Here is a 21,126-nt window from a genome sequence, read left to right as displayed (position 1 = left end):
GTCTGGGGCGGCTGGAGCGCCCCGCCTGCCGAAGACCCCAGCCTTCGCTGGGGTGACGGCCCGTGAGGGGAGGAACCGGAATCGTGAAAGCCGCCGTGCTGTTCGAAACCAAGAAGCCGCTGGAGGTGGCCGACGTGCTCGTCGCCAATCCCGGCCCGCACGAGGTGCTGATCCGCACCCGCGCGGTGGGCGTGTGCCGGTCCGACCTGCACTTCGTCGATGGCGCCTATCCGCACCCGCTGCCCGCGATCCCCGGCCATGAGGCGGCGGGCGTGGTCGAGGCGGTGGGCAGCGAGGTGCGCACCGTGAAGCCGGGCGACCATGTCGTCACCTGCCTCTCCGCCTTTTGCGGCCATTGCGAATTCTGCATCACCGGGCGCATGTTCCTGTGCGTCAGTGCGGAGACGCGCCGCGGCAAGGACGATGCGCCGCGGCTGTCGATGGCCGACGGCGGCGTGGTCAACCAGATGCTGAACCTCAGCGCCTATGCCGAGATGATGCTGGTGCACGAACATGCGTGCGTCGCGATCGATCGCGACATGCCGCTCGATCGTGCCGCGCTGATCGGTTGCGCGGTGACGACGGGGGCGGGTGCGGTATTCAACACCAACGACGTATCGCCGGGCGAGACGGTGTGCGTCGTCGGCTGCGGTGGGATTGGCCTCGCCGCGGTCAACGCCGCGAAGATCGCGGGCGCGGGCAAGATCATCGCGCTCGATCCGGTGCCGGAGAAGCGCGCGATCGCGGAGAAGCTGGGCGCGACCCATACGTTCGACGCGATGGGCGAGAATGTCGTCGCGGAGGTGGTGGAACTGTCCAAGGGCGGCGTCCATCACGCGATCGAGGCGGTCGGGCGGCCGCAATCGGCGGCGACAACCGTCTCCGTGCTGCGTCGTGGCGGCACCGCGACGATCCTGGGAATGATGCCGCTCAGCGAGAAGGTGGGCCTGTCGGCGATGGACCTGCTGTCGGGCAAGCGGCTGCAGGGCGGATTGATGGGGTCCAACCGCTTTCCGGTCGATATTCCGCGGCTGGTCGATTTCTACCAGCGCGGGATGCTCGACCTCGACACCATCATCGCCGAGCGGCTGCCGCTCGACCAGATCAACCATGCGTTCGACGAGCTCCGCAAGGGCGACGCGACGCGCAGCGTGATCACGTTCGACCAATGACCGACACCAGCCTTCAGGAAGAGATCGCCGAGCGCGATCGTCTCGACACCGACCGGCTCGCCGCATGGATGCGCGAGCACGTGCCCGGGTTCGACGGCCCGCTGACCTATGCGAAGTTCGCGGGTGGCCAGTCCAACCCGACGTACAAGCTGATGACACCGGGCACGAACTATGTCCTGCGGCGCAAGCCGATGGGCGAGTTGCTGCCCAGCGCGCATCAGGTCGACCGCGAATATCGCGTCATGGCGGCGCTGCATCCCACCGGCTTTCCGGTGCCGCGGCAATACGGCCTGTGCGAGGATGACGGCGTCATCGGCTCCGCCTTCTACGTGATGGAGATGGTCGACGGGCGCACGATCTGGGACGGCACGATGCCCGAGCTGACGCCCGGGCAGCGCCGCGACCATTATCATGCGATGATCGACACGCTGGCCGACCTGCACAACACCGATCATGAGGCGATCGGCCTGGGCGATTTCGGCCGCCCGGGCAATTACTTCGAGCGGCAGGTGAGCCGCTGGACGAAGCAGTATCGCGGTGCGGAGACCGAGCATATGCCGGCGATGGAGGCGCTGATCGAGTGGCTGCCGCGCACTTTGCCGGAGCAGACGCGGACCGCGATCGTCCATGGCGACTATCGCGTCGACAATATGAAGTTCGCGCCCGGCACCGAGCCGCGCGTGGCGGCGGTGCTCGATTGGGAGCTGTGCACGCTGGGCGATCCGACCGCGGACCTGACCTATTATCTGATGAGCTGGGTGACCGTGCCCGAGGGACGCTCCGGGGTGATGGGGCTGACCGGGCCGGAGACGGGCATCCCGACGCTGGAGGAGATGGTCGCGTGCTATTGCGCGCGGACGGGTCGCGACGGCTTGCCCGATCTCGACTGGTATTTCGCGTTCAACCTGTTCCGCCTCGCCAGCATCGTCCAGGGAATCAAGAAGCGCTTCCTGATCGGCACCGCGTCCAACGCCAAGGCGGAGGAGACCAGCGCGCGCGTGCCGATGCTGGCCGATGCCGCCTGGGGCTTCGCGCAGAAGGCGGGGGCGTAATTTGCCGTCACCCCGGCCCTAAGCCGGGGTCCCGCTTTCGCGGCGGGTGAAGACGCGGGACCCCGGCCCAGGGCCGGGGTGACGAAAGGACACATATCATGTCGTTGTTCGATCTGACCGACAAGGTCGTGCTCATCACCGGATCCTCGCGCGGGATCGGCAAGGCGTCCGCCATCGCCTGCGCGGAGCAGGGGGCGAAGGTCGTCATCTCCAGCCGCAAGCAGGATGCGTGCGACGCGGTGGCGGGCGAGATCAACGCACGCTTCGGCGCGGGCACCGCGCTGGCGGTCGCCGCCAACATCTCCGACAAGGCGGGGTTGCAGGCGCTGGTCGATGCGGCACGCGCCGCGTTCGGGCGGATCGACGTGCTGGTCTGCAACGCCGCCTCCAACCCCTATTACGGGCCGCAGGAGGGGATTGCGGACGAGCAGTTCCGCAAGATCCTCGACAATAACATCATCTCCAACCACTGGCTGGTCCAGATGGTCGCGCCCGAGATGAAGAAGCGCGGGGAGGGTTCGATCGTCATCGTCTCCTCGATCGGCGGGCTGCGCGGGTCGACCGTGATCGGCGCCTATTGCATCAGCAAGGCCGCCGACATGCAGCTCGCGCGCAATCTGGCGCACGAATATGGCAAGCACGGCATCCGCGTGAACTGCATCGCGCCGGGCCTCATCAAGACCGATTTCGCCAAGGCGCTGTGGGAGGACGAGGCGGCGGTCGCCGAGCGCAACCGCACCACGCCGTTGCGCCGCATCGGCGAGCCGGAGGAGATCGCGGGCGCGGTCGTCTATCTCGCCAGCCGCGCCAGCGGGTTCATGACCGGGCAGACGATGGTCATCGACGGCGGCGTGACCATTTGATCGCGACGTGCGACGGGCCAACCCTCCGTTCGTCCTGAGGAGGGACTGAGCGCAGGCGAAGGCCCGTTTCGAAGGGCAGGTGGTTCGAGACGGCGCTTCGACTTGGCTCAGCGCCTCCTCACCACGAACGATTGGGAGAGAAAGATGCGCTTTCAGGACAAGTCGATCATCGTCACCGGTGCCGGTTCGGGCATCGGGCGCGCCGCCGCGACGCTGTTCGCGCGCGAGGGCGGCAAGGTGGTGGTCGCCGACATCAACGACACCGCCGACGCGACCGCGCAGGCGATCCGCGATGCGGGCGGCACCGCGGAGGCGATCCGCATCGATGCCGGCAAGGAAGAGGATGTCGTGAAGGCGGTGGCGCTGGCGTGCGAGCGCCACGGCGGGCTGGACGTGATGTTCGCCAATGCGGGCATCTCGGGCGGGATGGCCAACATCTTCGACACCGACGTGTCGCTCATCACCGAGGTGCTGCGCGTCAACCTGATCGGGCCGTATCTGGCGGTGAAGCATGCCGCGCCGCGGATCGCGGAGCGGGGCGGCGGCGCGATCGTGCTGACCGCGAGCGTCGCGGGCATCCGCTCGGGCGCGGGGTCGCCGGCCTATTCCGCGTCCAAGGCGGGCGTGATCAACCTCGCCATGGTGTCGGCGCAGCAGCTGGCGGGCAGCAACGTGCGCGTCAACGCGCTGTGCCCCGGGCTGACCGAGACGGGCATGACCAAGCCGACATTCGACTATGCGCGCGACGCGGGCAAGATGGACAAGGTCGGGCGGCTCAACCCGCTGCGCCGCGGCGCACAGCCGGAGGAGCTGGCGAAGGTCGCGCTGTTCCTGGCGAGCGACGACGCCAGCTACGTCAACGGGCAGGCGCTGGCGGTGGACGGCGGGCTGTCGTCCAGCCATCCGGTCACGCGACAGGAATATGGCAAGACCGCGGTCTGACGATCGATATCGCGATACACCTTAGCGGCGTGTTAACCTGAATTCCGCATAGCTATCACCGACATGGAGGTAGTGCGTGTGCGTGAGGGGCCGTTGTGGCAGGCGATCGATCAGTCGCAGCTGGTGATCGAATTCGATCCCGACGGACGGGTGCTGTGGGCCAACCACGGCTTCCTCGTCGCGATGGGCTACACGCTCGCCGAGGTGGTGGGGCAGCATCACCGCATGTTCTGCGCCGGTGACTATGCCGCCTCGCCGACCTACGTCGCCTTCTGGCGCAAGCTGCGGCTCGGCGCGTTCGAGGGCGGCCGGTTCCAGCGCGTCGCGCGTGACGGGCACGCGGTGTGGCTCCATGCCACCTACACGCCGATCGTCGGTGCCGACGGCGCGGTGGAGCGGATCGTCAAGTTCGCCAGCGACGTGACCGCGCAGGTGCGGATGGAAAGCGAGCTGGAACAGCGGCTCGACGAAAGCCAGCGCTATCGCGAGGAGGCGTCGAGCCGCCAGGTGGCGATGGAGACGCTGCTCGCGGAACTGGGCGGGGTGGTGGATGCGATCGCCAATATCGCGTCGCAGACCAATTTGCTGGCGCTCAACGCCTCGATCGAGGCGGCACGCGCGGGCGCGGCGGGGCGCGGCTTCGCGGTGGTCGCGGGCGAGGTCAAGAAGCTGGCCAGCGATACCCAGGCTGCGACCAAGCGCGCACGGGCGATGATGGCGGCCTGAACGGTACAGGACGCGGCGCGCTCCCCGCCGCGCCGCGCGGCGTCAGCGCAGCCGCTCGATCGCCTGCGCCAGCGCGACGTAGAGCTTGCCCATATCGGACGACAGCAGCGTGACGCCCAGCGGCGAACCGTCGCGCTGCGCCAGGATGGTGCGCAGCATCGCCTCGAAATCGTGGATGTAGCGGTTCACCTGCTCGCGGAAGGCGGGATTGTCGTCGTACAGCCGCGCCACGTCGCGCTGCTCGCTACCGTCCAGCAGGCGCACCGCGCGACGGGTGAAGACGCCGCGGTCGCCCTTCAGATAAGCGGCCCAGGCACTGTCGGAAATCTCCGGCGCGAAGGTGCGGGTGAGGTCGATCGACGCCGAATTGAGCGCCTCGATCAGCAGCGAGGCGCGGCGTGCGAAGCTGTCGTGCTCGCTCTCCTCGGCCGCGGCGCGCGCTTCCTCCAGCCGCTGGTCGACGAGCGCAATGGTCGCCTCGATCCCCTGCAATTGCTGCTCCAGCCGCTCGCTGGCGCGGCCGGCGGCGGCGACCGCCGCCTCGGCGACATGCGCGACCTGCTCGACCTGCGTCGCGACGCCGCTTTCCACCGCGCGGTTGAGCGCGGCGACGCCGGCCACCTCCAGCGCCTTGGCGGCATCCGGGATGACGCGCGACAGCGCCTCGCGCGCATGCTCCGCCGCGGTCGAGGCGGTTTCGCGGACGCGCAGCAACGCCTCCAGCAGCCGCGGCGCGGCCTCTTCGGTCAAATCGTCGGCACGGCGCGCGGCCTGTTCCACCGCATTGCCGATCAGGTCCGCCTGGCCGCGGCCCTTGTCGAGCACCTCGTTGAGCTTGACCGTCAGCGCCTCGACGGTGTGGCGCTGGTCGGCGACGACCTGCGCCACCGCCTCGATCGCGTCATGCGTGCTCTCCGCCGCGGTCACGAGCGCCAGCAGCTCGGGCTTGGCGGCGACGACGACCTGCTTGGTCGCGGCGACGCGGCTTTCCAGCCGTGCGATCGCCTCGGGCATCGTCTCGTCCATCTCGCGCGCGGCGGCGTCGAGCGCGACGAGCAGATTCTCGGTCGTGGCGATGGTCCGCTCGGCGGTGTCGTTGCCCAGGTCCATCGCGCGCGTCAGCGCCTCGGTGGTGACCTGGAGCGCGCTGACCGTCGCGGCGAGTTGCTGGCTTCGCTCGGTCCCGTTGACGTGAAGCGCCTCGAACCGCGAGTCGGCGCGGTTGAGCCCGTCCTCCAGCTGCGAGAACAGGGTGCGCCCGGCGGCCTGCTGCGTGTCGAGCCGCGTGGCGATCCGCTCGATCACGATCTCGATCAGCGAGATGCGCTCCGCCAGCGCCTCGGCGCTTTCGCGGGCGGACTGGTCGAGCGCGGTCTGGTTGGCGCTGACCATCGCCAGCATCGCATCGCCCTGCGCCGCGATCCCCTTGCGCGATTCGTCGATCGCGGCGGCGGTACGATCGAGCAGCGCATCGACCGCGGCGGCGGCACTGGAGGTGACCGATTCGAGCCGCGCGCCGGCGGTCTCGCTCGTCACCTCCATCCGCTGCATGTAGGCGGCGAGCTTCTCCGCGGCGCCGCTGGTCACCGTCTCCGCCTCGCGCCCGCGCGCGGTCAGCGCCGCCACCTGCGCGTCGAGCGCGGCGGTATGCTCGCTGGCGACGATCGCGGCCTGATCGATGGTGCGGGTCAGTTCCTGCGTTTCCTCCTGCGCGCGCGGCAGCGTGGAGAGCAGGTTGGTGAGATGTGCGCGCGCGGTATCGGCGGAGTTGGTCAGGGCGCGGGCGTGGACGTCGGCCTGGTCGATCTCCTCCGACAGCCCGCGCCCGATCGACGCCAGCCGCGCGGTCGCGGCATCGCCCAGCGCGGTCAGCAGGCGGACCTGCTCCGCCAGCGCCACGCGACGCTCCTCGATCGCGACGCCCAGCGCGGCGACGGTGTCGCCCAGCGACTGCGCCTCGGCACGCATCGTGCGCGCGGTCGCGCCGAAGCGCTGCGCCTCGGCATGGCTGGTCCGCAGCGTCACCAGCCACACGATCCCCGCCAGCGCCGGAACCGCCGCGGCGGCGGCGCCGAACTGCGCCAGCGCGAGCGCGGGCATCGTCGCGAACGAATCGCGTGCCAGCCAGGCGAGCAGCCCCACCCAGACGACCGCGATCGCGACCGCGATCCAGCCCATCACCGGAGGGCGTGCCGGCACGGGTTCGGCTTCTTCGAAGCGGAGCTGGTAGGTGGAATCGTCGGAAACGGGCCGGTCGGTCATGGTCGTCGGAAGGTCGCTTTCGAACGACGGAGGGAGGACGTGCGGGTCCGTATCGGCGTCCACCGCGCGTATCCCGACAATCGATGGACCCCCGTTCATGGCGGGGGTTTAACACTTTTGACGCACGGCGAAAGTCGTTTCCCCGGCGCGGTTCCATCGCTTGGCCGCATTCCGTCGCCGCCACGGCACATATTGCCCGCGCACGGGGCATTCCGTAAGCGCGGGACCGATGCTGGCCGGGCTACTCTTCGCAACGCACGAGGCGGACGATCGCCCGGGGATGCTGGCGGCGACGCTGCCGTTCGCGGCGGCGACGCTGATCGAATATCAGGCGCGGCTGCTGATCGCGTGCGACGCGGCGCAGATCGTCGTCGTGGTCCAGCGGCTGACCCCCGATCTGGTCGGGGCGGTGGCGCGGATCGCGCGGCGCGGCGTGGCGGTGGATACGGTGCGCAGCGCGGGCGAGGCGCTGGCGAAGCTGCACCCGCTGGCGCGCGTGGTGATGATGGCGGACGGGCTGGTCACGACCGAGGGCGTGGTCAGCGCACTGGCCGGGGAGGGCGGCGACGCGCTGCTGGTGGTGCCGGGCGCGCAGGCCTCGACCGATTTCGAACGCGTCGGCGGTGGTTCCGCCTGGGCGGGAGTGGCGCGAATCGACGCGCGCCGGCTGCGCGATGCGGCGCAGATGCCGGAGGATTACGACCTGCAATCCACGCTGCTCCATGCCGCGGAGCAGGCCGGCGCGCGCCATGTCACGCTGCGGCTGGACGACATGGAACTGGGCCACGGTATCGAGCGGCGTGCGGCGGCGCTGGAGGAGCGCGGGCGTGCGGTCCTGTCGGCCTCCATGGCGGTGCGTCCGGGCTGGTTCGAGCGGCTGGTGCTGCGCCCGCTGGCGAAGCTGGCGATCCCGCCCATCGCGCGGCGCGCGATCGGTACGACGGCGGTGGCGGGCGCGGGGGCGGCGGCGGCGGTGGCGGGGTTGCTGGCGATGTCGCTGGAGGCACCCGCGAGCGGGCTGATCGCGCTGCTGGCGGGCGTGCTGACCGCCGAGATCGCGGGCGCGCTGGCGCTGTTTCGCGATGAGCCTGCGTTGATGCGCGGCAGCCGTATCGCGGTCCTGGTGCTGCCCGCAGTCGCCGCGTTGCTGCTGGGGCACGATGTCGATGCGCAAGCGGCAACCACCACCGCGCGGCTGCTGGCGCTGGGTGCGATCGTCGCGGGCGGCGTGGCGGAACGCGCGGCGAGCGCGGTGCAGCGTCGCGCCTGGTGGGGCACCGCGCCCGCCTATCTCGCGCTGCTCGCGGTGTCCGCGATCATCGGCTGGCCGACGCTGGGGCTGGGGCTGGCGGCTATCTATGCCACCGTCACGCTGGTGGCGGCGGTCGAGACGCTGCGCCGCCAGGCTTAGCGCGGGATTAACGAACGGCGGGCTACAGCCGCGACCATGTCCGCATCGCCTCTTCCCGCCACCGACGAGCCGGCCACGTCCGACGTGCTGGCGCGCGCCGCCGCGGCGGACGTGCGCGTCGATGCCCGGCTGGCGACCGCGATCGCGGACATCTTCCTTCCCGAACGCGACCGGCTGGACGAGCGCACGCGCGCCGCGGTCGCGCGTCTGGTCGAGGCGACCGTCGCCGCGGCGGAACGCGACATCGCGGGGCACGCCGCCCGCGTGCTGGCGACGCGCGGTCATGGCGTGACGGCGCAGCGGCTGTCGGCGAATCATCCGCTGACGCTGCCGCGGCTCGCCACCGCGGGGCTGCTGCGCGACGCCGACATCATGGCGGAGATGATCGCGCAGGCGCGGATCGACCTGATCGACGAGGCGCTGGTGACGAATCGCGCGCCGGGGACGCGCGCGACGTTGCTGGCGCGGCTGACGGAGAGCCGCGACGGCGTGATCCGCAGCCGCGCCGTCACCTATCTGGTCGCCGACAGCCGTCGCCGGGGGCCGGCCGCGGCGCGCCGCGCGGAGCTGCCCGCCGCGCTGCACCAGCGGCTGGCGTGGTGGATCGCGGCGGCGCTGCGCGAGCATCTGGCAGCTGCCGCCGACGGTGCGGTCGATCGCGCGCTGGTAGAGGCGACGCAGCGCAGCCTGGACGCGCAGGTGGACTGCGACCGCGTCGCGATGCTGGCGGTGAACCTGGCCGCGGCGATCGCACCCGACGCCGGCGACCTGCCGCGGCTGCTGCTCGACACGCTGGTGGAGGGGCGGCTGGCGCTGTTCGTCGCGGTGCTGGCGCAGGCGGTGGGCATCGATCCGGTCGAGGCGCGCGGGCTGGTGCTGGACACCGACAGCGAGCGGCTGTGGCTGGCGCTGCGCGGCGTCGGGCTGTCGCGCGAGGAGATCGCGCAGCTCGGCTGGCTGCTGTCGGAGGCGGACGGCTGGCGCGATGCGGAGGCGCTGGCGGATGTGCTGGGGCCGATCGCCGCGCTGGCGCCGGATATGGCGGCGCAGGTGGTGGCGCCGCTGACGCTGGACCGCGACTATCGCGCCGCGATCCGCGCGCTGGCCCGGACGCAGCCGTGAGCGAGGTGGTGATCCTGACCGCGGGGCTGGGCGCGGACGACCGGCTGCGCGAGGCGGATGCCGCCTTCGCCGCGATCAACGATCGCGCGGGCGGTCGGGTCGGCGCGCCGGTGGCGGTGCCGCAATTCGCGACGCTGGGGCGGCTGGCGCGGCGGCTGGGCATCCCCATCGCCCGCGCGGTGACGATCGCGGACGGCGATATCGACCTGGATTGCTGGGTGAAGGCGGCGCCGCGCGACGGTGGCGTCGCGCTGGCGGTGTCGCTGGTGCGCGAACGCCCGGCGTGGCGCGCACCCGTGGCGGCGACGACGATCGCCGAGGTGCCACCGCCGCCGGGGGCGGACTGGACCTGGGCGGTGGACGCCGAATTGCGCGTGACGCAGGTGGCGGCGGAGGATGGCGCGCGCGCCGGGTTCGACGCGACGGTGGCGCTCGCCGCGCCGCTGACGCGGCTGTTCGTGCTGGAGGCGGATGCTGCCGGCGCGATGCCGTTGCTGGATGCGATGGCGGAACGGCGCGACTTCCACGCCCAGCCCGCCACGATCCGTACCAGTGGGGAGCGGGTGACGCTGGCCGGGACGGTGCGCGTCGATGCCGCGGGTGGGTTCGCGGGCTTCGTCGGCGGCACCTTCGCCGCGGCGCCGCCGGCGGAGGAGGACGCGCCGACGCGCGAGCAGGGGATGACCGCCGCGTTCCATGCGCGGCTGGACCGGATGCTGCGCGGGCCGTTGGGGCGAATCGTCGCCAATGCCGACAGCATCAATGCGGGATCGGACGGGCCGCTGGACCCGCATTATACCGATTATGCCGCCGATATCGCGAGCGCGGGGCGCCATTTGATCGGGCTGGTCGACGATCTGGTCGATCTGGAGGCGATCGAGCGCGACGATTTCGTCACCGAGCGCGAGGCGATCGATCTTGCCGACCTGATGCGCCGCGCTGCCGGGCTGCTGGCGGTGCGCGCGGCGGACAACAAGGTGACGATCGACCGGTCGGAATGCGATACGCCGCTGCCTGCGATCGGCGAATTCCGCCGCACGCTGCAGATCCTGGTCAATCTGATCGGCAATGCGCTGCGCTATTCGCCGCGCGGCGCGACCGTGTGGCTCCACCTCCAGCGCGAGGGCGATCGCGCGGTGGCGATCGTGGCCGATCAGGGCAAGGGCATCGCGCCCGAGGATCAGGCGCGCATCTTCGAAAAGTTCGAACGCGTCGACACCAGCGAACAGGGCGGCAGCGGGCTGGGGCTCTATATCGCGCGCCGGCTGGCACGCGCGATGGGCGGCGACCTCACCGTCGACAGCGCGCTGGGCATGGGCGCGCGGTTCGTCCTGTCGCTGCCGGCGGGGGAATAGGACGACGTTGCTCGACACGTCATCGACTCAGTTGCGCCGCGCCTTCGTGACGTAATATGGCATTGGCGATGGTGAGGAGTTTCCGCATGGCGGCGGTGAGGGCGACGATGGGTTTTTGCCGTTGTCGCGCAGGCGTTTGTAGAAGGCCTTGAGGGCGGGATCGAAGCGCGTGGCGCTGAGGGCGGCCATGAAGAGGGCGCGCTTGGCCTCGGGGCGTCCGCCGCGGGTTCGGCGATAGGCGTCGGTGTCGCCACTCTGGCGGGGGTGGGGTGCGAGGCCGGCGAGACTGGCGATGCGGCGGCGATCGAGTGTGCCGAGTTCGGGGAGGAGCGCGAGGAGCGCGGCGGCGGTGGTGGTGCCGATGCCGGGGATGCGGCGCAAGGTGGCGGCGGCGCGGGCCAGCGGTGTCGCTGCATCGAGCAAGGCGGCGATGCGCGCGTCGAGGCCGGCGATGGCGCGTTCGTGCGCCTAGGCCAGCGCGCGCAGTTCGGCGGCGACGGGACCGGCGCCGGGCGCCTTCAGGCGATGGGTGCAGTTTCGCTCGCAGTGACGACGTGGGGGCAGCAGACGTGTTCGCATCCGCCTCACATGTTCGGATAGTTCGGGCCGCCGCCGCCTTCCGGCACCACCCAGTTGATGTTCTGGGTTGGATCCTTGATGTCGCAGGTCTTGCAGTGGACGCAATTCTGCGCGTTGATGACGAATTTCGGCTCGCCGGTGTCCTCGCCGACGATCTCGTACACGCCCGCGGGGCAATAGCGCTGCGCGGGTTCGTCGTACATCGGCAGGTCGTATTCGACCGGCACGGCGGGATCCTTCAGCGTCAGGTGGACCGGCTGGTCCTCCTCGTGGTTGGTGTTCGACAGGAACACCGACGACAGGCGGTCGAAGGTCAGCACGCCGTCCGGCTTGGGATAGGCGATCGGCTTCACCAGATCCTTGCGCCACAGCGATTCATTGTCCGGGTGGTGCTTCAGCGTGAACGGCATCTTCAGCCCGAGATATTCCGCCCACATCGTGATGCCGGCAAGGCCCGAACCCATGAAGTCGCCGAACTTCTTCACCAGCGGCACGACATTGCGGACGATCGACAGCTCCTTCTTCACCCAGGATGCGTCGAACGCCGCCGGATAGGCAGCCAGCTCGTCATGGCTGCGCTGCGACACGATCGCGTCGACCGCGGCCTCGGCGGCCATCATCCCGCTCTTCATCGCGGTATGCGTGCCCTTGATGCGCGGCACGTTGAGGAAGCCCGCGCTGTCGCCGATCAGCGCGCCGCCGGGGAACACCAGCTTCGGGATCGACTGCAACCCGCCGTCGCTGATCGCGCGCGCGCCATAGCTGACGCGCTTGCCGCCCTTCAGCAGCGCGGCGACCTCGGGATGCGTCTTCCACCGCTGCATCTCCTGGAACGGGGAGAGATAGGGGTTGGTGTAGTTGAGCCAGGTGACGAATCCGATCGACACCTGCCCGTTGGCCTGGTGATAGATCCAGCCGCCGCCGTTGGAGCCGTCGGTCTCGCTCAGCGGCCAGCCCTGGGTGTGGATCACCGTGCCCGGCTGATGCAACTCGGGATCGATGTCCCACAATTCCTTGATGCCCAGGCCATAGACCTGCGGGTCGCTGTCCGCGTCGAGCGCGAACTGGCGGATGATCTGCTTCGACAGATGGCCGCGGCAGCCCTCGGAGAAGAAAGTGTATTTGGCGTGCAGCTCCAGCCCCGGCTGGTAATCGGGCTTGCGCTCGCCGTCGCGCGCCACGCCCATGTCGCCGGTCGCGACGCCCTTCACGCTGCCATCCTCGTTGTAGAGGATCTCGGCGGCAGCGAAGCCCGGGAAGATCTCGACCCCCAGCTCCTCCGCCTTACCGGCGAGCCAGCGGCACAGGTTGCCGAGCGACCCGGTATAGGTGCCCTTGTTGTGCAGGAACGGCGGGGTCCACAGGTGCGGCAGATTGAACTTGCCCTTCTTCGTCAGCACCCAGTGGAGGTTGGTCGTCACCGGCACCTCGGCCAGCGGGCAGCCGTCATCGCGCCACGTCGGCAGCAGCTCGTCGAGCGCCTGCGGATCGATCGTCGCGCCCGACAGGATGTGGGCGCCGACCTCCGACCCCTTTTCCAGCACGCAGACGGCAATGTCCGCCTCGCGCTCGGCGGCCAATTGTTTGATGCGGATCGCCGCCGACAGGCCGGCGGGGCCGGCGCCGACGATCACCACGTCATAGGGCATGGATTCGCGATCGCTCACTTCGTCTTCTCCTCTCGAACGCGCAGCGCATCTGGCGGGGCGCTCGTCGCGTCGGTGCAACGTCTTGTCCTTGCCGCGGTGCCAGCAAGTTGACCCGCGCGTCAACTGCGCATCCTATGCCGGCGATGGGGGCCGACCAGAATCTCGATTGGGCCGCGGCGGCGGCAAGCGCGCTCGACTGGTGGCAGGATGCCGGGGTCGACGTGCTCGTGGAGGACGAACGCTTCGACTGGCTCGCGGTGCCCGCCGCGCGGCCGGCGGCGGCACCGGCGGCCGCGCCGGTCGCGGTGCCGGAGGTGCTGCCCGATACCTGGGAGGCGTTCGCCGCATGGCGCATCGGCGACGCCGCGCCGGAGGCGCGCTGGGGCGGGGTGACGGTCGCGGCGAGCGGTGCGCCGGGTGCGGACCTGCTGTTCCTGGTCGACTGCCCCGAGCGCGGCGATCGCGAGGCGTTGATGGAGGGCGAGGTCGGGCGGCTGTTCGACCGCATGCTCGCCGCGATCGGGCGGACCCGCGCCGATGTCGCGCTCGCCGCGGTCTGCACGCGGCGCCCGACCACGGGTCGCGTCCCCCGCGAGGTCGAGGCGCGGCTGGGCGAGATCGCGCGGCACCACGTCGCGCTGGCCGGGCCGACGCGCGTGCTGGCGATGGGCGATGCGGCGACCCGTGCGCTGCTGGCGACGAACGTCGCGGAAGCGCGTGGCCGTTTGCACGGACTTAACCATAAAAACGCGACAATCGCGCAGGTCGTGGCGACCCACCATCCACGCTTCCTGCTGGATCGCCCGGCCGCCAAGGCGGAAGCGTGGAAGGATTTGTTGTTGCTGACGGGGACCGATCGATCGTGACGAAGGGCTGGACGATCGCCGCGCTGTTGCTGGCCGCCACCGCGACGCCGGCGCTCGCCGAGCCGGCCGCACCGCCCGCGCCGCCGGCCGCCAGTTCCGGCATCCCGTCGCAATTGTCGCCCGAGCAGCGCACCGGCTATCGCGCCGTCTTCGCCGCGTTGCGCGACGGGCGCTGGGCGGATTCGCAGATCGGGCTCGACACGATGGCGCCCGGCCCGCTCCACGCCTATGCCCGTGCCGAGCTGTACACCGCCAAGGGCAGCCCGAAGGTCGAGGCCGAGGCGGTGATGAAGCTGCTGGCCGAGGCACCCGAGCTGCCGCAGGGTGAGGCGCTGGTCCGCGTCGCGAAGGCGCGCGGCGTCGCCGACGTGCCGTTGCTGCCGGTGCAGCAGCGATTGATCTGGAACGACGGGGCGCCGGTGCGCGCGCGCGCGAAGGCGACGAAGAGCGACCTGATCGCCGCCGATCTCGCGACCAAGATGCAGCCGCTGGTCAAGGCGGACCTGGGCGCGGAGGCGCAGGCGCTGCTGGAGGCGACGGCGGGGCTGACGCCGGAGGCGCAGACCGAATGGCAGGCGCGGATCGCCTGGATCTATTTCCTGCAGGGGCTGGACCAGCAGGCGCGCGACATGGCGGGGAAGGCCGCGGCGGGCGCGGGCGACTGGACGGTGCAGGCGCGCTGGACCACGGCGCTGTCCGCCTGGCGGCAGCATGATTGCGCCGCGATGCAGCCCGGGTTCGAGAATGTCGCCGCGCGCGCCACCGACACCGACCTGCGCGCCACCGCGCTATACTGGGCGGCACGCGCGGACATGATGTGCGGGCGGCCCGATCGCGTCGAGGCGCGGTTGAAGAATGCGGCGCAATATAAGGAAACCTTCTACGGCCTGCTCGCGCGGCAGGCGCTGGGCTTGCCGATCGACCGGCTGCGGCCGCAGCGGGTGACCAGCGACTGGGCGCGGCTGGAGCGCCGCCCCAACGTCCGCGTCGCCGCCGCGCTGGCGGAAATCGGCGAGAACGACGCCGCCGATGGCGTGCTGCGTCAGCAGGCGCGGATCGGCGACCCCGGCGATTATGCCAGCCTGATTCGCCTGACCGAGACGCTGGACCTGCCCGCCACCTGCGTCTGGATGGCGCACAACATGCCGCAGGGGGTCAGCGCGACGCCCGACACGCGCTATCCGATGCCCAATTGGACCCCCGACACCGGGTGGCGGATCGATCGCGCGCTCGTCTATGCGCACACGCTCCAGGAATCGGGCTTTCGCTCCAGGGTGCGCAGCCCCGCGGGTGCCTATGGCCTGATGCAGATCATGCCGGCCGCAGCGACCGATTACATGCGCGAGCGCGGGGTGACGGTCGATCAGGCCGCGCTGACGCGCCCGTCGACCAACATCGACATCGGCCAGCGGCATATCGAGAAATTGCGCGACATGGGGCTGACCGGCGGGCTGCTGCCCAAGGTCATCGCGGCCTACAATGCCGGGCCGAAGCCGGTGGGCGAATGGAACGGCATCGTCCGCGACGGCGGCGACCCGTTGCTCTATATCGAGAGCATCCCGTATTGGGAGACGCGCGGTTACGTGGTGACGGTGCTGCGCAACTATTGGATGTACGAGGCGCAAGGCGGCAAGGTGCAGAGCCCCAGCCGCGTCGCGCTGGCGCAGGGTATGTGGCCGCGCTTCCCCGGCCTGCCGGGCGCGAGTGCGGTGCGGATGACCGGCCAGTCGACCAATACCGCGCTCGCCTCCAATGCGACCGTCCCGGTCCGCGCCACCGCCGACTGACGTCTTGCCGCTGGCAGGAGGCTGCCGCATAGGTCCGGCGATGACCGCCCCCGCCACGACGTCCCGCGCCGACACGGCCACGTCGCCCCGACAGGCCGGGCATGCTCGACACCGCTGCGAACGTCCCGGCCTCTCCCGTTCCCCGGCACCGGCCGGGGACCAGTGGCGAGCGGTTTCCGCATGTCATGAGCCGGTTGTTACCGGACCTTGGCCTGCGCCGGACCCTTGCAAAGGTAGCGAGACGTTGCATCGAGCACCTCGTGCTCCGGCGCAGGCCGGAGCCCAGGGTCGGGCAGAACGACGTCTGATGCAAACAACAACCCTGGGCTCCTGCCTGCGCAGGAGCACGGTGGAAATTTTCGCGACGGTCCCGCTTTGGCCGGGAAACGGAAGAAGGTCCCGCAGGGATCTCGGCCTGCTCCGTGGTCCCGGGGCATCGCGCACCCAATTGGTGATCGGTGTGCGGAACCCTGGATGCCGGAACAGGTCCGGCATGACGAACTGTGACACGGCGACCTCCCGCCGGATCCTCATGGCATGAAGTGCGTCCTCGCGTTGCTAGCGCTCGCCATCGCAACCCCCGCGACCGCTGGCACCTCCGACCCCTTCTCCGCCTATGCCCGCGCCCGCATCGCGGAGGCGGACGGCGATGCCGCGGCGGCGACCCATGCCTATGCCGAGGCGCTCGCCGGCGCGCCGGACGATCGTGCGATCGCGCTGCGTGCCTATCGCGAGGCGGTGCGCGGCGGGGACATGGTGCTGGCCGACCGGGCCGCCGCGACGCTGGCGGTGCACGGCACGCCGCCGCCCGACGCCGCCTTGCTGGCGGTGGCGCGGGCGGCGCGCGCGCACGACCTGCCCGCCGCCCGCGCCGCCGTCGCACGGCTGGCGCAGGGGCATCTGCGGATCTTCGCCGCGCCGCTTGCCGCCTGGATCGCGGTAGAGGCGGGGCAGGGTGATCCGCTCGCCGCGCTGCCCGTGCGCAGCGGGGATGCCGTCGCACGGCGGCTGACGGAGGAAACGCGTGCGCTCATCCTGCTGGCGACCGGCCGGACCGCGGCGGGGCTGACGGCGTTGCGCGCCGTGCTGGGCAATGATCAGGCGGCGCAGGACAATCGCCTCGCCGCGGCGCGGCTGCTGATCGCGCGCGGTGACGGCGCGACCGCGCGCACGCTGCTGACCGGCGACGCGCCCGCGATCGTCGCGGTGCGTGACCGGCCGGAGGGACGCGGCGCGGCGCCCTCGCTCGCATTCGGGGCATCGCATCTGTTCGCGCGCGTCGCGTCCGATCTGGCGCTGGGCGAGCCCGGCCCGCTGTCGTTCGCGCTGACGCAGGCGGCGTTGCGCGCCGATCTGGCGAACGACCGTGCGCGCTTGCTGCTGGCCGGTGCGCTGGCGAAGGACGGCGCGACCGATGCCGCGCTCGCGACGCTGGCGGCGATCCCCGCCGACAGTATCCACGCGCGTGCCGCGGCCGCGGGCCGGGTGCAGTTGCTGGCCGAGGCGGACCGCGCGCAGGAGGCGCTGGCGGCGGCGCGCGCGGTCGCGCAGGCGCCCGGCGCGACCGCGGCGGACGCGCGGCGGCTGGCCGATCTGTATCTTTCCGCCGGGGACGGCGCCGCCGCGGCGCCGCTGTACCGCGCGCTGATCGATCGCGCCGGCGACGCCGCGGACGCGACCGACTGGCTGCAACTGGGCGCGGCGCTCGACCGGGCCGGACGCTGGCCGGACGCGCGCGATGCGCTCGACCGTGCCTATGCGCTGGCGCCGCAGGATCCGCTGGTGCTCAACTATCTCGGCTATTCGCTGATCGAGCATCGCGAGCGGATGCCGCAGGCGCAGGCGATGCTGGAGCGCGCCGCGGCGCTGCGCCCCGATGACGCCGCGATCACCGATTCGCTCGGCTGGTCGCTGTACCTGCGTGGCCAGCCTGCGCGCGCGCTGCCGCTGATCGAGCGCGCCGCCGCCGCCAGCCCCGGCGATGCCGAGATCGGCGAGCATCTGGGCGACCTCTATTGGTGGAGCGGCCGTCGCTACGAGGCGCGCTACGCCTGGAGCGCGGCGCGCGTCGCCGCGCAGGGGGCGCTCGCGGAGCGGCTCGACCGCAAGATCGCGGACGGATTGTGACGATGCTGGTGGAACCCGCCCCCGCCAAGCTGAACCTGGCGCTGCACGTCCGCGCGCGCCGCGCCGACGGCTATCACGAGCTGGAGACGCTGTTCGTCTTCGCACGCGACGGCGATGTGGTGACGCTGGCGCGTGCCGATGCGCCGTCGTTCGCGATCACCGGGCCGTTCGGCGCCGGTCTGGCGGCGGAGAGCGACAATCTGGTGCTGCGCGCGGCGGCCGGCTTCGCGACCGCATTCGGTGTCGAGGCGCATCACGCGATCACGCTCGACAAGAGGTTGCCGATCGCATCGGGGATCGGCGGCGGTTCGGCGGATGCGGCGGCGACGCTGCGTGCGCTGGCGCGGCTGCACGGCGTGGCGCCGGACGATGCACGGCTTTTCGCGCTCGCCGCGGCGCTGGGCGCCGATGTGCCGGCCTGCCTGCTGGGGCGTGCGGCATTCGGGCGGGGTCGTGGTGACGCGCTGGCGCCGCTCGACGGGCTGGGTGACATGCCCGCGCTGCTGGTGAATCCGATGGTGGCGGTGTCGACCGCGGCGGTGTTCGCGCGGTGGGACGGGGTGGATCGCGGCGGCATCGGCGCCGGCGACACGCTGGCGCGCGGGCTGGCCGGGCGCAACGACCTGCAACCCGCGGCGGAGGCGATCGCGCCCGAGGTGCGTGGGCTGATCGCGCTGCTCGCGGCGCAGCCCGGCGTGGTGTGCGCGCGCATGTCGGGATCGGGCGCGACCTGCTTCGCGCTGTTCGACGATGCGGTGGCCCGCGACGCGGCCGACGCCGCGGTCGCCACGGCCCGGCCCGACTGGTGGCGCCTCGCCACCACGATCGCATGATCGCGCTGTCGCTCGACGATGACGGCGTGGCGACGGTCACGCTCGATCGTCCCGCCGCGCGCAACGCGCTGCCCACGGCGGGCTGGCGCCAGCTGGCGGAGGTGGTCGCGGGCGTGCCCGATGCGGCGCGCGTGGTGGTGATCGCTTCCGCGGTGCCCGGCGTGTTCAGCGCCGGTGCGGACCTCGCCGATCTCGCGCGGCTGGTCGACGACGTGCCCGCGCGCGCGGCCTTCCGGCTCGCGATGGCGGACGCGATGGAGGCGATCCGCGCGCGCGCGATGCCGGTGGTCGCCTGGGTCGACGGCGGCTGCTTCGGCGCGGGGGTCGCGCTGGTGCTGGCGTGCGACCTGATCGTGGCGTCCCCGGCGGCGCGCTTCGCGATCCCGCCCGCGCGGCTCGGCATCGGCTATCCCGCGCCTGATGTCGCGCGGCTGGCGGCGCGGGTGGGGCAGGGACAGGCGGCGCGGCTGCTGTTCACCGCCGCGCCGATCGACGCGGACGAAGCGGCGCGCATCGGCCTCGCCGATCTGATCGCGGATGGCGCGGAAACGGCGCGCGGGATCGCCCGCAACGACGCCGATGCGCTGCGATTGCTCAAGCGAACGCTGCGCGACCCCGCCGCGCCCGGCCTCGATTCCGCGTTCGAGGCATCGTTTTCGTCCCCCGCCTTTGCGCAGGGCGTCGCCCGCTATCGCCAAACCCCTTGATTCGCGCGCAATGTTGCCCACTTGTTCTTAAGGAACAAATGGAATACACATGGCCTACGCGTTGATTGGTCCGCGCGGGTGCTCTAGCGAAAGGTTTCACGGCAATGGCCGCCAAACTTCAGGTGATCGATACCGGCATGGCAACCGCGACTACAGACCGTCAGAAGGCGCTCGACGCCGCCCTCGCGCAGATCGACCGCGCCTTCGGCAAGGGCTCGGCGATGAGGCTGGGGCAGAAGGAGACGATGCAGGTGGAGGCGATCTCCACCGGGTCGCTCGGCCTCGACATCGCTTTGGGCGTGGGCGGTCTGCCGCGCGGCCGCGTGATCGAGGTCTATGGCCCTGAATCCTCGGGCAAGACGACGCTCGCGCTCCACGTCATCGCGGAGGCGCAGAAGAACGGCGGCACTGCGGCGTTCGTCGATGCCGAGCATGCGCTCGATCCGGTCTATGCGCGCAAGCTGGGCGTCAACATCGACGAACTGATCGTGTCGCAGCCCGATACCGGCGAACAGGCGCTGGAGATCACCGACACGCTGGTGCGCTCCAACGCGATTGACGTGCTGGTGGTCGACTCGGTCGCCGCGCTGGTGCCGCGCGCGGAGATCGAGGGCGAGATGGGCGACAGCCATGTCGGCCTGCAGGCGCGGCTGATGTCGCAGTCGCTGCGCAAGCTGACCGGTTCGATCAGCCGCTCGCGCTGCATGGTGATCTTCATCAACCAGCTGCGCATGAAGATCGGCGTGATGTACGGCAACCCGGAGACGACGACGGGCGGCAACGCGCTGAAATTCTACGCCTCGGTCCGCCTCGACATCCGCCGCACCGGCGCGATCAAGGACCGCGACGAGGTGACCGGCAACGCCACGCGCGTGAAGGTGGTGAAGAACAAGGTCGCGCCGCCGTTCAAGCAGGTCGAGTTCGACATCATGTACGGCGAGGGTATCTCGAAGATCGGCGAGATCCTCGATCTGGGCGTGAAGGCCGGGCTGGTCGAGAAGTCGGGCGCGTGGTTCTCCTATGACTCGGTGCGGATCGGGCAGGGACGCGAGAATGCCAAGACGTTCCTGCGCGAGAATCTGGAAATGGCCGAGCGGCTGGAGAAGGCGATCCGCGCCCGCACCGCGCAGGTTGCGGACGGCATGATGACCGGCCCCAGCGAGGAAGACGATCTCTGATCCCGCAGACCTGCCACGACGTGGGAGACGAGCGACCCGCCGGTGACGGCGGGTCGATTCGTTTCCAAGCCGGATGAGGCGGGGTCCCGCATACTCACAAGCTATCAATTTTGCGGAACAGGGGATTCCGGGAGAAGCCCGGGGTGACGGTCTCGTCGAGGCGCAGGGGTGACTTCCGCAAAGGTCCGGCGAAGACCGGGATTCGACACCGATCGGCTCGTAAAATGCTGAAGCCGCTCGCGACTGGACCCTGGCCATCGCCGGAGAACAGAATAGGGCATTCGCGGAGACCTAGCCGTCGCGGGAATGACGACCGGCGACCGGCCGCAGGCCATGCGTCGATGCTGGCAGGGTGGCGGGATTGGTCGGCCGTGCTCCCGCACTCCGCCGACGCAGCGGCATGGTGGTGCCACGGCACTTATGCGACAATGCCGCGCCGGCAGCCGAGCGGGCTGGCAGAGGCGACGACCACGCCGCCACCCTGCGCGTTCCGCT

Annotated in this window: 17 protein-coding genes; 14 read left to right on the top strand and 3 right to left on the bottom strand. The window is 70.9% G+C overall.

From position 1 onward, the window contains the following. The first annotated feature begins 80 nt into the window (after nucleotides 1–80). The 5 genes from PGN14_RS11795 (at nucleotide 81) to PGN14_RS11775 (ending at nucleotide 4,755) form a co-directional block, all read left to right on the top strand. On the top strand, nucleotides 81–1,172 hold the full coding sequence (locus tag PGN14_RS11795; protein WP_335299792.1) for a Zn-dependent alcohol dehydrogenase: 1,092 nt from the start codon (nucleotides 81–83) through the stop codon (nucleotides 1,170–1,172). Continuing rightward, a complete protein-coding gene (locus PGN14_RS11790) occupies nucleotides 1,169–2,224 on the top strand; it encodes a phosphotransferase family protein (RefSeq protein ID WP_335299706.1) in 1,056 nt (351 codons plus the stop codon). Before PGN14_RS11795 ends, PGN14_RS11790 begins: the two co-directional genes overlap by 4 nt. Before the next feature lie 98 nt (nucleotides 2,225–2,322). Next, nucleotides 2,323–3,087: an SDR family NAD(P)-dependent oxidoreductase gene (locus tag PGN14_RS11785; RefSeq protein ID WP_335299705.1), complete on the top strand. Its 765-nt coding sequence runs from the start codon at nucleotides 2,323–2,325 to the stop codon at nucleotides 3,085–3,087. Nucleotides 3,088–3,231: 144 nt separating this feature from the next. Further along, entirely contained in the window at nucleotides 3,232–4,029 is a 798-nt protein-coding gene (locus PGN14_RS11780; protein WP_335299704.1) for an SDR family NAD(P)-dependent oxidoreductase, read from the top strand. Nucleotides 4,030–4,092: 63 nt separating this feature from the next. Continuing rightward, nucleotides 4,093–4,755, top strand: coding sequence for a methyl-accepting chemotaxis protein (locus PGN14_RS11775; protein ID WP_335299703.1), 663 nt, complete (start codon nucleotides 4,093–4,095; stop codon nucleotides 4,753–4,755). A gap of 42 nt (nucleotides 4,756–4,797) precedes the next feature. On the opposite strand, the gene PGN14_RS11770 is transcribed toward PGN14_RS11775, so the two are convergent. Next, nucleotides 4,798–6,954 (bottom strand): hypothetical protein, encoded by a 2,157-nt coding sequence (locus PGN14_RS11770; protein WP_335299702.1) that lies wholly within the window; start codon nucleotides 6,952–6,954, stop codon nucleotides 4,798–4,800. Between the two features lie 292 nt (nucleotides 6,955–7,246). On the opposite strand from PGN14_RS11770, the gene PGN14_RS11765 reads away from it, so the two are divergent. Genes PGN14_RS11765 through PGN14_RS11755 form a run of 3 tightly spaced genes read left to right on the top strand, consistent with a single transcriptional unit; the run spans nucleotide 7,247 to nucleotide 10,905 of the window. Continuing rightward, nucleotides 7,247–8,428 (top strand): hypothetical protein, encoded by a 1,182-nt coding sequence (locus tag PGN14_RS11765; RefSeq protein ID WP_335299701.1) that lies wholly within the window; start codon nucleotides 7,247–7,249, stop codon nucleotides 8,426–8,428. A 36-nt stretch (nucleotides 8,429–8,464) separates the two neighbouring features. Beyond that, a complete protein-coding gene (locus PGN14_RS11760; RefSeq protein WP_335299700.1) occupies nucleotides 8,465–9,550 on the top strand; it encodes a DUF2336 domain-containing protein in 1,086 nt (361 codons plus the stop codon). Continuing rightward, nucleotides 9,547–10,905: a sensor histidine kinase gene (locus tag PGN14_RS11755; RefSeq protein ID WP_335299699.1), complete on the top strand. Its 1,359-nt coding sequence runs from the start codon at nucleotides 9,547–9,549 to the stop codon at nucleotides 10,903–10,905. The genes PGN14_RS11760 and PGN14_RS11755 overlap by 4 nt, the downstream gene beginning before the upstream one ends. A gap of 27 nt (nucleotides 10,906–10,932) precedes the next feature. On the opposite strand, the gene PGN14_RS11750 is transcribed toward PGN14_RS11755, so the two are convergent. Next, entirely contained in the window at nucleotides 10,933–11,328 is a 396-nt protein-coding gene (locus PGN14_RS11750) for an IS110 family transposase (RefSeq protein ID WP_335299698.1), read from the bottom strand. 161 nt (nucleotides 11,329–11,489) lie between these two features. Beyond that, nucleotides 11,490–13,151 (bottom strand): electron transfer flavoprotein-ubiquinone oxidoreductase, encoded by a 1,662-nt coding sequence (locus PGN14_RS11745; RefSeq protein ID WP_335299697.1) that lies wholly within the window; start codon nucleotides 13,149–13,151, stop codon nucleotides 11,490–11,492. A gap of 116 nt (nucleotides 13,152–13,267) precedes the next feature. Between PGN14_RS11745 and PGN14_RS11740 the strand changes: the two genes are divergently transcribed. From PGN14_RS11740 to recA, 6 genes are all read left to right on the top strand, one after another. Beyond that, a complete protein-coding gene (locus PGN14_RS11740) occupies nucleotides 13,268–13,999 on the top strand; it encodes a uracil-DNA glycosylase family protein (protein ID WP_335299696.1) in 732 nt (243 codons plus the stop codon). Beyond that, complete coding sequence (locus tag PGN14_RS11735; RefSeq protein WP_335299695.1) at nucleotides 13,996–15,786, top strand: lytic transglycosylase domain-containing protein; 1,791 nt, start codon at nucleotides 13,996–13,998, stop codon at nucleotides 15,784–15,786. Before PGN14_RS11740 ends, PGN14_RS11735 begins: the two co-directional genes overlap by 4 nt. 537 nt (nucleotides 15,787–16,323) lie before the next feature. Continuing rightward, entirely contained in the window at nucleotides 16,324–17,913 is a 1,590-nt protein-coding gene (locus PGN14_RS11730) for a tetratricopeptide repeat protein (protein ID WP_335299694.1), read from the top strand. 2 nt (nucleotides 17,914–17,915) lie between these two features. Further along, nucleotides 17,916–18,746: a 4-(cytidine 5'-diphospho)-2-C-methyl-D-erythritol kinase gene (locus PGN14_RS11725; RefSeq protein ID WP_335299693.1), complete on the top strand. Its 831-nt coding sequence runs from the start codon at nucleotides 17,916–17,918 to the stop codon at nucleotides 18,744–18,746. Beyond that, nucleotides 18,743–19,453, top strand: a complete 711-nt coding sequence (locus tag PGN14_RS11720; RefSeq protein WP_335299692.1) for an enoyl-CoA hydratase/isomerase family protein — start codon at nucleotides 18,743–18,745, stop codon at nucleotides 19,451–19,453. The genes PGN14_RS11725 and PGN14_RS11720 overlap by 4 nt, the downstream gene beginning before the upstream one ends. Nucleotides 19,454–19,557: 104 nt before the next feature. After that, entirely contained in the window at nucleotides 19,558–20,631 is a 1,074-nt protein-coding gene (gene recA, locus PGN14_RS11715) for a recombinase RecA (protein ID WP_335299691.1), read from the top strand. The last annotated feature ends 495 nt before the right edge of the window (nucleotides 20,632–21,126 follow it).

This window comes from Sphingomonas adhaesiva, from assembly GCF_036946305.1.
Taxonomy (GTDB): domain Bacteria; phylum Pseudomonadota; class Alphaproteobacteria; order Sphingomonadales; family Sphingomonadaceae; genus Sphingomonas; species Sphingomonas adhaesiva_B.
This window is presented reverse-complemented; position numbering and strand designations above follow the sequence as displayed.